The following is a 14,242-nucleotide window of genomic DNA, read 5'->3' on the forward strand; positions in this document are numbered from 1 at the left end:
TTAGTCAGCGTTGGCAGAGACTGCGCCAGTGTAAAGCTCTGGCTTTCACTCACTTCAATGCCCGCAGAGTTCGTCCCTGTCACAATCACGGTATAAGTGCCGTTGGTTTGGTGACTCATATCAATCGCGTCACTGGTCCAATTGCCACCGGCTTGTACCGTCGCACTGCTGCTTTTCAATACCGTCGCGCTGCCTTGGGCTTTTACTTCAAGACGCAGGGACTGACCGTCAAAACGTGTCGACGTGCCTTCGAATTGTAGCGTGGCGGCATGCGCTTCATCCACACTGCCCACTGGCGCAATAGCTAAGGTTGGCGTGATCGGTAATTCGTGAGCGGTGTTATCCTCACCTATGTTGCCAGTCAAATCTTTAAATTGACTAACAACCAAGTCGACACTTAACAGCGCGGTGCTCGGAACTTGTACATCACCAACCCAGACCTTTTTATCTGCCGTTGCTGACAGAGAACTAATGCGATTTCCGCCAAGCGTAGCGGTCGCCTCTTGGAGCTCTTTATCAAACTGAAGCGAGACACTCACGCTTTGCCCCACGCTCTGATGCTCAGGGTTAAATGTCACATTGGTCAGTTTTGGTAAGGTTCCTTCAACCGCGATATTTAAACTGCTTCCTTTTCCAGGAATGGTGTTGGTACTTTGGTAGCTATCATCCTCTACCTGTATTGTTATGTTTTTATCTTGCTTTTCTGGACTGATGTAATTAACCGTCCACGTAACGTTGTCTGACGTGGACCACGTATCTTGCTTTAACGTTCCTGTTGCGCCGTTATCACTAGCGACAAGGTGGACATCTGAGATATCAAAGTTAGTAACTTCTTCTGTAAAGTTAAACGTAAGTGTAATCTCTTCACCTCCAAAAAGAGGGGCGCTTGAAGCAGTAGATATACTTAGCCCGGGAACGGTTGCCGCTTCCACATGCGCGTCAATAGAACTTTCACTCTTGTTATCCACCTTGTCTGTTGCTGCCACCGTGATCGTATGATCGCCTTTAGGTAACAAATAGCTTATGACATAAGGTCCCGCTTCGGTTGTCGGCTCAGTAATCGCTTGAGGAGCCACAGTGCTGCCACCACTCACCGCTTTTGACGTGACGAGATTTAAATTTTTATCTGTAATGTATGCGCTAATTTCTAGCTGATACTTATCGTTTGTCGGTACCTTAGAAATTTGATTAGCACTTAAGCCCGAAATACTTGGAGCGTCATAATCAACAATAGATTCGATAACCTTTCCATCATAACTTTTGCCCAGTAATTCAAAGCTTGTATTCTCTCTTCCAACTGAGTCCGTCACCGTCACCTTAAGGGTGTATGACCCTTGGTTATCGACGGCAAAGTTCATCATTCCATTACCACTAGATGAGATAACATCACCTGAGTAACGCAAGGAATCACCGAGGCTTGGAATAAGCTCCACAGAATATTGTGAAGCTTTCACTCTTTCTCCTTCCACAGTAGATACCGTAAACGGCTGGCTCGCCTTGGTAAAAAACAGTTTGCCCCCCTGCAAACTCGTAATTCCATCGAAATCAACCGTGACTTTAGGAACACTAATATCAATGACTTTTCTGATGTCTGAATATAGCCCAACACTATCTGTCGCTTTGATATCAACCGTGATTGAACCACGCCCCTCTAACTGAGATTTCGGTAGTTCAAAGTACGTAGATGAACCGTTCCCATCCTCTACTCTTTCTTCTTGATAGCTTGGGTTTAAAATTGAATAGTTTACTTTTGCCAGGCTGCTACCAGTGTCTGTTATGTCGAAACGAAAACGAACATTATCTGGATTTGTTGGCGATTCAGTTACGATAATCTCATCGCCAACACTTGGAGATGTATTGTCAACTTTAATATCAACGGTCGCTTCACCGACTCTCGACCAAACATCCGTTGCTGTAATCGTCGTCCTGATCGTTTTTCCATCCGCATCGCTAGGAAGTTCACTTGTAAATGTTGAACACTTGTAGGTTGGATCATCTGCACACACCTCTAATTGTGCAAACTTCTCCGGATTATCTTTATAGTTGTAGGATTCCGTTCCAAACCTGGCCATCACATTGTCTAGCCTAGAGTTTTCATACAGCTTAATTCTGAACTTGGCGACAAGCTGCTGACCATTAATGGTTGTGTTTCCAACCGGATCAGTAATTTCAACGACTACCGAACCTTTAGGTAATTCAAGCAATAGATCGTGCTCTGGCGTCAAGTTTCCTGCTAAATCAGATAAGTTCTTGATTTTGTATTCTTGAGTTGTACTCAGGCCATCAATAATATCGGCATAGGATTCAGAATACGTACACTTGATATTTCCAACACCTTTGGCACAAGTCGTTGGTGTATAAGCTTTGTTGCCAAGATTACGAACCAACTTTGGATATTCATCTGAACTTTCGGTATTCACGCCTGATAAAGCATCATTAAAAGAGAGCTCAAATGTGAGCATCTTCTTCTTCAAAGCTTCATCAAACCAAACATCACTTCCTTTAAAACTGTATGAGTTACCATCTACGACTGTCGGTGCATCAATATCCACCATCGAGAAATTGAACTTGTTGATCGTTTCACGCCCATTTGTACCCAAGGTTTTAGTGATCAAAGTAACAGGTGCTTTGGTCATGTTTTGCCCAACATTGACACTACAACTGTAAGGTTCTTGCGATACGTTGATAACACCAGAAGTTGGTTGCTCATTAGTTGGTGGCGCATCTAGAGAGTTGTATTCTTCACGAACCCAACACTCTAACGTTTTGGCTTTGACCGCACTCAATGTAGTAAAGGTGACATCAAGAACACCATCAGATAAGTAATTTTGGAAGTCCAGCGGGCTTTCAACCGTTAGAACCACGCCTTCACGCTGTACGCTAAAGGTTTGGTTTACTTTTCCAACCTTTCGGTCTTTTTCATCAAGGTAACGAACTTTGTTATAAACTTTGATATCAAGTTCATAATTACCATCTTTGGCAATTTGTGTAGAAAGCAACGTTGCAGTCCAAGTGCCATCTGCGGTTTCTGAGAACGTAAAGTTAGTCCCGTTTTGCTCTCCAGAGAATCTATACGTTGAGTCAATTCGATCAACGCCACTATCATCAACAATATCAAGCGTAAGTACGATATTCCCATCTTGATAGATGGTGTTGTTTGTAATTGGCGTTCCATCCGTGTAACTCATCGCCAGCGTCACCTGCGGGATTGAGTTGTACACTTTGACGGTAAAATCTTGCTCATCACTGGTTAAGGTTGTGTTGCCACGAACATCAGACCCTTTTAAACGAATCTTGTGTGTACCCGTACCTAAATCACCAAGGCTCACTTTGAGATCCTCATTGATTTTTGTACCAGGAGAGCCAGGTAATGGTTCCAGATCGCTAAACGTCCAATACTCTAGGCTTTCTCTATTTACGCCATTAATTGAAACATCACCGTTAGCATTTAGGTCTAGCGCCGTTAGGTCAAAGACATAGTTACCTAAGTAGTAGTCATTCGCATTGAAACCACTTAATCCTAATGTTGGCCCATCACGATCAAGAATAACCTTGTGCGTGTTAGAACTAGACTCAAAACCATATATATCGGTTGCTTTTACATACAATGACGTTGTTTTTTCATCTTCAGAAATGTCTATTTTATCTGTGTCACTCTTGATAAGAGACATGACAAACTCTTTAGATGAATCCGTTGGCACAATTGTCTTAATTGGCGAATCTTTACCACTTTGATACAGCGAGACTTGCTCAAGGTCTGAATCGTCTATTACGGATTTAAATCGCACATTGAACTCACGCCCTATGACATAGTTCTCTTTAGACAATGTGTCTTCAACCCAAGGCGTATTTAGGATGATTTCAGGGCCTTTGTTATCGACTTGGAAGGTAAATTTCCCTGTTGTACTAACATTGGCAGGGTAAGCGTTGTCCGTCGCAGTGACGTAAAATTCATTCCATTCATCGTAATCAAATGCTTTTGAAACCAGTTGGACTTTGACGTCAGGCTGTTCACCAACTAGGTATGGTACGTCACACGCCTCTGTTAGAGGGTCACAGCTTTCTAATGTCAGAGCCTGACCAGATCCGCGGCGCAAATCTATTTTTACGTTATTGCCAGAGCTTAACGTCCCCCAATCAATGACAGGTGTCCATTGGTTATTACCACCTAAACGGCTTTGAACCTGCTCACTTTTTACAATAGGGGCTTCAGAGTCGATACGAATATTGAATCTCGGAGCGGTGCTAGTTAACTCTGAAACGGAGTTACCTAAGTTGTCCTCTGCTGCTGCAACAACTAACCAATCTCCATCACCAGGATAAATCGTAGAGCCTTGATTTGAACAAATCTCGCCCGTACATAGTTTGACTTTAAACGCGTCTTTCGAGTTACTTGCAAAGTTTTCTGGTGTATATGTTACTTTTTCACCGGTTTGCTGGTAGAAAACAAGGCCCCTCGAGGCAAGCTTATCACCAACAATATCCTCAACCTTGAAGGTTAATTCATGAGTATTGTTCGCATTTAAATAAATACCGTTTTCTACAGGTTTACCATCGACATCATTCGGTGGAAGGTAACTGGCCTTAGGGAAGTCGTTATCAATAAACACCGATTCTATAAACGGAGATTTACCATTGTAACCATACGCATTGCCATGTGGGTCCATAGCACTGGTCTCCACGGCAAACTCTATAATATCTTTTAGTTCACTAGACTGGGAGTTAAGGGTGAAGAAGTACTCTTTTCGATAAGCATTGCTGCTGTCTGAGTTTTCTACGATGTTGATGTCCAGTGGTATTTCGATATTTGGCTCATTAGCTTGATACCACATCGTGCTAAACTTCGGACCGTAAGCGTCGGTTCCTACAATACCAGAAGGATCGTCTAGGACAATTTTAGAAACAACCTCGCCAGCGATATAAAGCCTATTACCAACCATCGTCTCTCTACCGCTTTCAATGGTTAATTTTGGCTGCGGCGGCAAGGTATCGATACTGCTACCCTCTGTATCAAAAATGTTCTTACCATTTAAGTCAGGATTAGCCATCGAAATATCATCAGCATAGAGCTGCGCGATATTGGTCTCAATACCGTATTTGCTCGCCATGATTTCATAATAGGATTGCGCCAGATCTTTTCGGTAAGTTTCAGCGCCAAACGTGTAAGAATCGAGCGTAATTTGACTTCCTCCGGCCCCTATACCATTTGCTTTTCCATCGTAGCTAAAATCATCGTAAATAGCAGATGCAAAATCTAATGAGTTATTTCTTGGCATTCTCTCGGCAATACTATCAATTGCTTCAACAAGGAATCGGTGTAGATAGTCATTTGATGGCTTGTCTGGAATCGCTTTAGTCGTAAGCATTTCATTGGTTGCATAAGACACAACCGTTGGATCAAACCCAAAGAATGAGTTGTTATTCGTACCTGATAACGCGTAGCGCACCTCATCAAGAATTTGAATCGCACGTTCTGAAGTTTTCTCTCCCGCTGTCACTTGATCCCACTGGAAATCAAACAAACCAGTCTGATATGTCGATAGTTCAGTAATATAGTAAGTTTGAGAACCTTTGAGCTTAAAATACACACCAATATTGGCCTTGTTTAAGTCAACCGTTACTTTCTTGGTCCCTGGATCTCTTTTCCATTGGTAATAGTATGGCTCACTACCTTCGATACCAATTAAACGAACACGCATGAAATCATAATTCACTACGTCAGTTGTGGTTTCACAGCTCGCTACGTCAAGAGCCATAGACTGGTCACTTTCCAGTTGCTGGATAGTGGTACAACTTGCAAGTGAAGTGAATTCACCACTTGGGCTCAACCCTTCAAGTTGAGCTCGCGCACCAATAAATGGTGTCACCACTTTTATGGTTGGTAGGTCAAAGCTACTTCTAAAATATACTTCTCTTGGAGTGCTTTCGTTATCAGACTCATCGACGGTTTGAATGACTAACTTTTGACTACTGTTTTCTGATACCGATTTAAAGCTGTCACCCAAAATATCTCTTACAAAAGGAATGTAATAGATGACATCCTCTACTCGCCCATTGCTATCTAATAGCGTTTCGTGCGGAATTTTTGCGATGTAATCGTCATCGGATGCGGTTGTGTCAATAACTTGCTGAAGTGAGTAGTTGTTATCGTTGTTTTGGCTTACGAAGTACTTGACGACGAGCTTAAGCTTATTAGCGTTGGAGCCTAAAACCGTATCGGTGTTTACGTCTGAAACTTTCACACGAACATAAGGGATTTTATTCTCTTTCAATAAATTAGCGTTGAAGTTACTAAAATCTATCCCTTTTAATGAGTTCTGAATCCCTAAACTTGCGTACGCATAATCAATCTTCAGGAAATCGCGGCTTGCTTGAACATTGTCTGGGGTGTACGTATCTTGAGAGTAGATACCATCGTAAGTGGTTCGTTCACCATCTAAACCCACATTTACGTACGTCATTGACGTACCTTCAGGATAGGTTATCGTCTGTGCTGGCGCTTGATCGTCACGACTTACTGCATGCTGCGCAGAGCCCGTATTGCCTTTGCTATCCTTCGCTCGAACCTCAAAGACCGTCGTAGATAGGAATTCATCAGTTGGGTAAGCCTTACTAAACTCACAAGCATTTCCAGACTCTACAGTGACAGGAGAACATGTGACGCCCTCATGTAAGCCATCTTTAAATGAAATACTGACCGAACTAATCTCTTGCGAGCTTTCTTTTACAACCCCTTTCAGAACGTATTCTTTAAGTTGGTTATTAATTGCACTCGCCGATGTAATATCGATAACAGGCGCATCGTTATCCCATTCAAAGTTGATATGAAGACCCGAATGGCTGCCTGGAATTAACTCATTACCCAGTACATCCGCTGTATACAAGACTAACCGTGCTGCTGTTACGTTTGAGAGCCCTGTGGCAGGGTCCATATCTACACTATCGATCTCTTTGGTATTAATGTTAACTTTAACGTTGGTCTCTCGAAGGCCAACTTCAAAATCATCAAATTCAACCGAACAGAATGTGCTTCCAAAATCTTGTATGTCGTTACATTGAAATTCACCAGACCAAGAGCCATTAATCTGATATTGAATAAAAGCGGATACGTCTTCTACACCGATATCATCAACAATTTTTAGATCAACTTTATCGGTGCCAGCAAGTACATCACGGTCAATGCGTGTCACGATAGGCGCTGTGGTATCAATCTCCGTCCCATCTCGCGGTGGAATGACGCCATCTGTACTGCCATATGTACCTAAATCATTAAGCTTCTTACTAAAGTCGACATAGTCGGAAGCATCAGTACCTGAAATATTGATACTTGGGTCGTTTACCACGATCAAAACGTGCTGAGATAAGTCACGTGTGTAAACGTCGCTGTTTATCTTTTTCTGTCCAAAGCTGAGGGGAGTCACTGCTCCTGAAGTCTTGCTCACTTCAAGACCATCAAGAACACCATCTGCAATAACATCCCGATATTGGATGTCAGCGAAGTGCATCGAAGTGTAGACGTTATCGCTGTTGCCGTATTTTTTTATAAGATCGTAAGAGTAAGACGAGTATGCTGTTAATAAAGCGCCGTATTGATGCCCAGTACTAGCAAAACTGCTTTGCCCACCTTTGGTTATATCAATAGGTTTGGTCTCATTTACGTCAAACCCATACATGCTATTGATACTATCCAAAGCGGTTGAAAAGGCACTCTTATCTGTGGCCCCCTGAGAAATTTTGTACTTTGCCAAGCCTGCTGCCAAGTTCGACAGCGGAGTAAGCATTAACTTTTGCTCACTCCCCTCTTTAAAGTTCACAACACCTTCAAATTTAAGTGTCTTCGCATTACTCACAGATACCGTTTCATTTGTAAACGGATCGGTATAACTCCCCTCTTTTGCAACAACAAAAAGAGGCATTGACGAAGATTCAAACTCTAGCAGATAGTTTCCGAAGGCATCAGACGTTGTGTTAGCCAACTTCCGACCTAAGTTTCCATTTTTGAACTCGAAAACCTCAATCTTGGCGCCATTGACTGGGGCGTCAAACACCATACCGGAAATGCTTCCTTTGCTTCTAGCTGGCGGTGTGTTGTCTCCTCCATCACCACCACCACATGCACTCAATAAAAGAGATGTAAGCGTAAGACCTAATGTTAATTTCAGCGTATTTTTAGCGAACATAGTAATTTGGCAAAATATATTTTCCCGAGATTATATTATTGAAAAATATTTTCTCAACGTGACATTAACACCAACAAAATAGGCATAAACACCAAGCCAACCGTCACTTTGACTGAATTATTAAAATTATTTTTACACCCTATAATTATTAACTTAGTTAAAACAGAGGAGTTACTCATGCTTTAATGCTAGTTTTTATTTAAAATATTATACTCTACGCACAACTGTCAGTATTGATAAACCAACAAAACTAATGACTATTTTAATAATAAAAAGGAGTGTGCAAGCTCCTACCGTAGCCCTTATCACTACTGCGTTAATCATATTGATTAGCGTATCGCTTTCTCACTACTTCCTCACTCCTGTAGATAGGCTACCTACCATCAAGCCTTTAGAATTCGAAAGTGAGAATGTGCAGCCACCAATTAATAAGAATACTCGTAGGCAAAAAATCACTATCGGTGTTGTTGAATACTCTTTTGTCGCTTCATTATTAAAATCAGGAGTGAGTCAAAAAGAGATCAACTTGCTATTAGCACTTATCAAAAGCAAGTTTAATATTATTGACTCTATTAAAAGAGGTGATAACTTTATCTTAAGAACTAAATTAAATAGTAAAAATGAAACTTACATTAGTTCTTTTTACTATTTAGGCAGTAAAACTGATTTATTTATTATCAATGATGGTCACGGTAACGTATTTGATGAGCATGGTGTGTCGATAAATAATCAGTTCATGTTTTCTTCACCCTTTGATAAAAACTACAGAGTGAGCTCTGACTATGACTTAAAGCGAACACATCCAGTGACCAATATAACGACTCCGCACTTAGGCACTGATTATGCCACACCTGTAGGTACACCGATTCGTAGTATTGCTGATGGCATCGTTTTAAAGTCCCGCTACAACCGTTTTGCCGGCAACTACATTAATATCCGCCACACAAATGGCGCTGTATCACGCTACCTACACTTATCTCAGCGCAACGTCCATGTTGGTGAGAAGATTAGCCGAGGACAAGTGATAGGGAAAACGGGTAACACAGGAAGAACAACAGGGCCGCATTTACATCTTGAACTGCACATCAATGGTGTTCCGGTTGATTACGAGCGATACATTCAAAGGCACCCAAACACTGACGTAAATATAGAAATGCTGATTGCAGCGAGAAAAGAAAAAGCAGAGTTAACAGCGGAATGGCAACGGTATAAGTAGTCAAACAGGTAACAACAGCCACTTCGATTCGTGTATTCTTCCTACTGCCATTTATCCGCAACTACAGTAGGCCATAACTTTGCTCTAAATCACATAAAACCTTTTCAAATAAGCGACTTTTACTGAAATTACATGTGGTCAATAAAAAATGATAATTTATCGATTTTACTGAAATAACCCAAGCATGTTCATACGCATGATGTTTTCTTGGATTTCTGAATCGTGCAAGTTACAGGTTGAGCACTTCTCTTTGCCTTCAATTTTGTATTTCAGACAGCACGTTTCTCGTCTCACGTAGAGCTTTTGAAAACCATTAAAGGTCACCTTTTTTACCGTGTTTAACTCACCGCCTTTTGGTGTTACCGCGTTAAATAGGTTTTGCTGCCACTTTGATGCCGCTTGCACGTCTAGATCTAACCTGTCATTGGCTAATGGTTGATGCGCAAGTTTAGAAAACGCCAAATCACACGCGTACAAGGCATTCCCCCAAAACACTTTCGGGCTAACTTTCTGCTTTTTGTACAGCGGCACCAATGGCTCAGAGAGCGTCGTAATGACTTGCGCAAGTTTCTCATCTAAAGCCAGTTCTGACTCCACTTGCATCGCGTTTTCGTTACCAGCCTCAAGAGCAAAGAAAGGCGTTGCACTCAACACTTCAATGCTTGCGATACGATGGTCTTCACCAATGGTCAGATACAGATCATCGAGTGTTAACTGCAACACGCGATCAAACACCACACGGTGACCGACCAGCGACGTCAGCAAAATCGCGTTGAACACTTTCTGCCAGATAGGCACGGCAAAAGGCAGCTTTACCTCAATAGAGTTTGCGTAATCTTGCACAACAGCAGGAAACTCACGCTCAAACCATTCACTGGCTTTAATGCCTTTCGGCTGTTCAGCAAAACGTAAGCGGAAGAAAGGTTCGTGTCGATTCAAGATGGCTTGCTGCTCGCTGACACTCAGCGCTTTAACATTCTCAGGCAAAGACACTAAAGTACGAAACTGATTAAACAGGCTTTCCATTAACGCACTTCCTCACGAACATAAGCTTTTGGTAAACAGTAAACGTAGCCATCAATGACTTCCATTTTTCCTTCCACTTTAAACACCGATTCAAGGGTCGATTCAGTGAGCACATCCAAAGGCGCTCCCTGTTTTAAGATCTGACCTTTTTTCATTAGTACCAGTTCATCGGAGAACTGCGCAGCTTGGCTCAGTTCATGCAGAACATAAACGATGGTTAAGTTGCGTTCCTTGTTCAACTTATCGAGCACTTCGAGTAGCTCGAGTTGGTGACCTAAATCGAGATAACTGGTTGGTTCATCCAGCAATAACCACTGAGCTTCTTGCGCCAAACACATCGCCAGCCAAACGCGCTGACGCTCACCACCCGACAACGTACTCACTACACGCTTTTCGTAACCAGCCAACCCGACAGAAGCAAGCGATTCAGTAATCACTTCTTGGTCACGCTCACTGTTGCCCTGATACCACTTGCGATGAGCAACACGACCAAGCGCAACAAGCTGCTCAACCAAGACACCTTCTGGTGCCGTAGGATGTTGAGGCAGAATCGCAATGTGTTTAGCGAGATCTTTAAGCTTCCATTGGTTAAGCGCTTTACCTTTAAAAGTCACGTCGCCTTTTTTCGCTTTTATTGCACCGGTTAAGGTCTTCATCAGCGTACTTTTACCGCACCCATTTGGGCCAATGAACGCCGTCACCTTACCTTCTTGAAGACGGATGTTCACATCGTTCAAGATCATCGTATCGTTGTAGCCTGAGGTGAGCGATTGCCCTTCAAGCCCTTTTGAAGATAGGGTCATTATGAGTGTTTCCTTAACAAGAAGAGGAAAAATGGCACACCAAGCAGTGCGGTAATCACGCCCGCTGGGATTTCGGTTGGGAACAGTAAGTGTTTGGCTAAAACATCTGAAAGAGCGAGGAAGCCAGCGCCGAAAATCAAAGTCGTGAACATGGTTCGCAAAGGATCATTCGCACTGAGCAAACGTGCAATGTGCGGAATCACCAATCCCACAAAACCAATCGGCCCAACGGCTGAGACAGCAGGCGCAGTAATAAATACCGTGCCTAATAAAATCCCCAAACGCAGCAAAGCACCGTTAATACCAATACCACGCAAAATCGCATCATCGTAGCGTACCCATTTCAATGGCAAATACACCAAAACAATGAACGCTAAACAGGCCAAGAACCAAGGCAGAAGATAACTTACTTGCTCCCAACCTCGGCCATACATACCACCCGCCATCCATTGCAATGCGATGTCGGTTTTACCCTGACCAATAGTGAAGATCAGCGCCGAACTCAATGCGCCAAGAATCGCCGTGATCGCCACACCTGTGAGTAGAGTGAGACTTGTATTTCCGATTCGGCTAACGATCAAAACAGGAATCGCGCTGAGCAAACCACCCGCCATTGAAAACAGCAGCAACGCGCTTTCTGTGGTGATATTCCAATTAAACCAAGCGGGCAACAAAATCGCACAAACAGCACCAAGAGAAGCACCAGCGTTCACCCCTAAAATACCGCTGTCTGCCAACGGGTTTTTGAGGGTGGTTTGCAGCAATAAGCCTGATACTGCCAGCATCATACCCGCCATAATCGCCAGCAAAAATCTTGGTAACGTTAGCGACCAAAATGGGTGGTAAGTACCGCGAGTAATAAACAGTTCACCTGCTTGTCTAAGCTCTGGGTTAGAAGCGATAAACAGTGCAGGAGCGAACACCAACAAAGCCAAGCAAGGGAATAAGAAACGCGTTTTCATTATTTCCCTCTCAGCTTACGAACAATCAACATAAGAAACCAAGGCGCACCTAAAGTCGCGGTAATGACGCCAATCGGAATTTCCAACGGCATAAGCAGGGTTCGAGAAAGGAGATCTGCTGCGGTAACGAGTGCCGCGCCAATCAAAGCTGCGCCGCCAAGTCCCAACCCCATCATGCGAGCGAGATGAGGGGCAACAAGGCCAACAAAACCGACAGGACCAAATGCACCAACCGCAACCGCAGTAAGCACGACAGAGACAAAACCAAACGCCAATCTATAACGGTTGATCGCGATACCTAAACCACGAGCAACCGTGTCATCCAGCAGTAAGTAACCACGCTGTCGATGCGTCACCGCAAGCAATATAAACGCAGGAATGACGGTATAAACAAGCGGCGTAAACACCGACCAATTCGCGCCTGCGTTACTGCCCGTTAACCAGAAAAACAGTGACTCACTGTCTACGCGATCCGACAGAAGAATGTAGGTCACCGCTGCTTGGCAAAACGCACTCACGGAAATGCCAGCTAACGCCAAACGCGCTGGTGTGACGCCCTGTTTCCAACTAATGGATAAGGTAATGGCACCGCCAAGCAAACCACCTACAATCCCCCAAAACAAAGTTGGCAATGGCAGCAAGAACATGGTCGCCGTCAACACGCTAAGCGCTGCGCCAGACATCACACCGGTCAGATTTGGAGATGCCAATGGGTTGCGAACGATGTCTTGCATGAGTGAGCCGGATACCGCCAACGCCGCCCCACCAAAGAGTGCGATTAAGGTGCGAGGTAAACGTAGTTCCCAAAACACTAAAGATGCTTGGCTGCTTGAATCAGAAATCAAAAACGCCATGATCTGCTGGGCATCAAAATGGTAAATGCCACTCGACAAAGACACATAAACCACCGCTAGTAACAAAACCGTCGCCAAACTGCGAACCATCACCGCACTTGGTTTGGTTATCCTAAGAGCATGAGCCATTGATCACCTCATAAACTCGCTCAACAGAAGGCGCAGGGAAAAGATCGGGATACACTTTGTGGGCGATATCCATCGCGACCCAAATTCGTGAAAGTGGCCCTTCTGGCTCTCGCCATGTCATATCAACCAAGTAAACTCGATTGTTCTTCACCGCTTTTAAGCTCTGCCAAATTTTCGATTCGGTAAATTGTGGCTCGGCGTTCTGGTACATAAAAATCACATCGGGATCGAGTTTTACCAACCACTCAAGACCCACTTGCCCAGAAAAAGGCGTTTTCGTCGCGTACGGCGAGTCACCATTCGCACTTCGGATATTCAATTTTTCCATAAGAGCAACGGACATAAAATGTGAGTAGTATGCTCGAGGAGTGACGCCTGCGCTTGTCAGAAATAGACCAGAAAGCTGTCTTTTACCAAGCTTTGATTGCATTTCATCAAGAAAAGTCTGAAAACACATATTTAGTGCATTGCCCTGCTCTTCTCGCCCCATTGCCATGCTTGCACGCTCTACCGCAGAAAAACTGTCTTCTAAAGTAATCAAATCAAAACCGAGAGGCGGTGCGATTTCGACGAAGCGCTGATAGTAAGGCTCTAACATTCGCCCCAAACCAACAACCAAATCTGGCTTCGCATCGTACAAAGCTTCAAAGCTGGTTCTTGAACGATTACCAAGACTTGGCACGTCATTTAAAGCAGAAAGATAAGGAGGAAATCCACCAGGATAATCGGATACACCAACAGGCTTCTCACCCATTGCTATTACTAGCTCTGCACCAAAAGTAGACACGCTTGCAACACGCGGGAAATGGGTCACATTCGACGTCGAAATAGTATGGTCTAGATCATCGACAACTGATGCGTTTAATCCACTTGCATAAGCAAGCTGAATAGACAGCATTTGGCTAATTATTGAAATGATAACGACTGCTGTAAAATTGCCCATTAAATTACAAATGATAATTATTGATATTTACATTACTTCTTTGCGTGCTAGACTACCACGTAATTACAAAGTGCTCAATAATCGCTAGCTAAATCAATTTATTAACAAGTTTATAAAAGACAACTTTTA

Annotated in this window: 7 protein-coding genes; 1 reads left to right on the top strand and 6 read right to left on the bottom strand. The window is 43.4% G+C overall.

Going from position 1 to position 14,242, the window contains the following annotated elements; translation table 11 throughout:
* Positions 1-8,180, bottom strand: an 8,180-nt coding sequence (locus tag R7Z10_RS04200; RefSeq protein ID WP_318104064.1) for a hypothetical protein, incomplete at its 3' end; no start/stop codon positions are given.
* A gap of 253 nt (positions 8,181-8,433) precedes the next feature.
* Here R7Z10_RS04200 and R7Z10_RS04205 point away from each other — a divergent pair.
* The gene (locus R7Z10_RS04205) at positions 8,434-9,396 is read left to right on the top strand and encodes a peptidoglycan DD-metalloendopeptidase family protein (RefSeq protein ID WP_130546352.1); all 963 of its coding nucleotides are present in this window, start codon (positions 8,434-8,436) and stop codon (positions 9,394-9,396) included.
* 165 nt (positions 9,397-9,561) lie between these two features.
* Here the strand turns inward: R7Z10_RS04205 and R7Z10_RS04210 are convergent, their stop codons facing one another.
* From R7Z10_RS04210 to R7Z10_RS04230, 5 genes are read right to left on the bottom strand one after another with little or no spacing between them, the layout of a single operon-like run.
* Complete coding sequence (locus tag R7Z10_RS04210; RefSeq protein WP_318104067.1) at positions 9,562-10,422, bottom strand: (2Fe-2S)-binding protein; 861 nt, start codon at positions 10,420-10,422, stop codon at positions 9,562-9,564.
* On the bottom strand, positions 10,422-11,225 hold the full coding sequence (locus R7Z10_RS04215) for an ABC transporter ATP-binding protein (protein ID WP_130546354.1): 804 nt from the start codon (positions 11,223-11,225) through the stop codon (positions 10,422-10,424). The genes R7Z10_RS04210 and R7Z10_RS04215 overlap by 1 nt, the downstream gene beginning before the upstream one ends.
* Positions 11,225-12,187, bottom strand: a complete 963-nt coding sequence (locus R7Z10_RS04220) for an iron ABC transporter permease (protein ID WP_012127577.1) — start codon at positions 12,185-12,187, stop codon at positions 11,225-11,227. Before R7Z10_RS04220 ends, R7Z10_RS04215 begins: the two co-directional genes overlap by 1 nt.
* Positions 12,187-13,170, bottom strand: coding sequence for an iron ABC transporter permease (locus R7Z10_RS04225; RefSeq protein ID WP_237305897.1), 984 nt, complete (start codon positions 13,168-13,170; stop codon positions 12,187-12,189). Before R7Z10_RS04225 ends, R7Z10_RS04220 begins: the two co-directional genes overlap by 1 nt.
* Positions 13,154-14,113, bottom strand: coding sequence for an ABC transporter substrate-binding protein (locus R7Z10_RS04230; protein ID WP_318104073.1), 960 nt, complete (start codon positions 14,111-14,113; stop codon positions 13,154-13,156). The genes R7Z10_RS04225 and R7Z10_RS04230 overlap by 17 nt, the downstream gene beginning before the upstream one ends.
* Positions 14,114-14,242 lie beyond the last annotated feature (129 nt).

This window comes from Vibrio sp. Vb1018 (assembly GCF_033338775.1).
Classification (GTDB): Bacteria; Pseudomonadota; Gammaproteobacteria; order Enterobacterales; family Vibrionaceae; genus Vibrio; species Vibrio alginolyticus.

What these genes read in the sequence shown, in the direction of transcription:
- R7Z10_RS04205 (WP_130546352.1), top strand. Translation starts at nt 8,434, where the DNA reads ATGACTATTTTAATAATAAAAAGGAGTGTGCAAGCTCCTACCGTAGCC.
- R7Z10_RS04210 (WP_318104067.1), bottom strand. Translation starts at nt 10,422, where the DNA reads ATGGAAAGCCTGTTTAATCAGTTTCGTACTTTAGTGTCTTTGCCTGAG.
- R7Z10_RS04215 (WP_130546354.1), bottom strand. Translation starts at nt 11,225, where the DNA reads ATGACCCTATCTTCAAAAGGGCTTGAAGGGCAATCGCTCACCTCAGGC.
- R7Z10_RS04220 (WP_012127577.1), bottom strand. Translation starts at nt 12,187, where the DNA reads ATGAAAACGCGTTTCTTATTCCCTTGCTTGGCTTTGTTGGTGTTCGCT.
- R7Z10_RS04225 (WP_237305897.1), bottom strand. Translation starts at nt 13,170, where the DNA reads ATGGCTCATGCTCTTAGGATAACCAAACCAAGTGCGGTGATGGTTCGC.
- R7Z10_RS04230 (WP_318104073.1), bottom strand. Translation starts at nt 14,113, where the DNA reads ATGGGCAATTTTACAGCAGTCGTTATCATTTCAATAATTAGCCAAATG.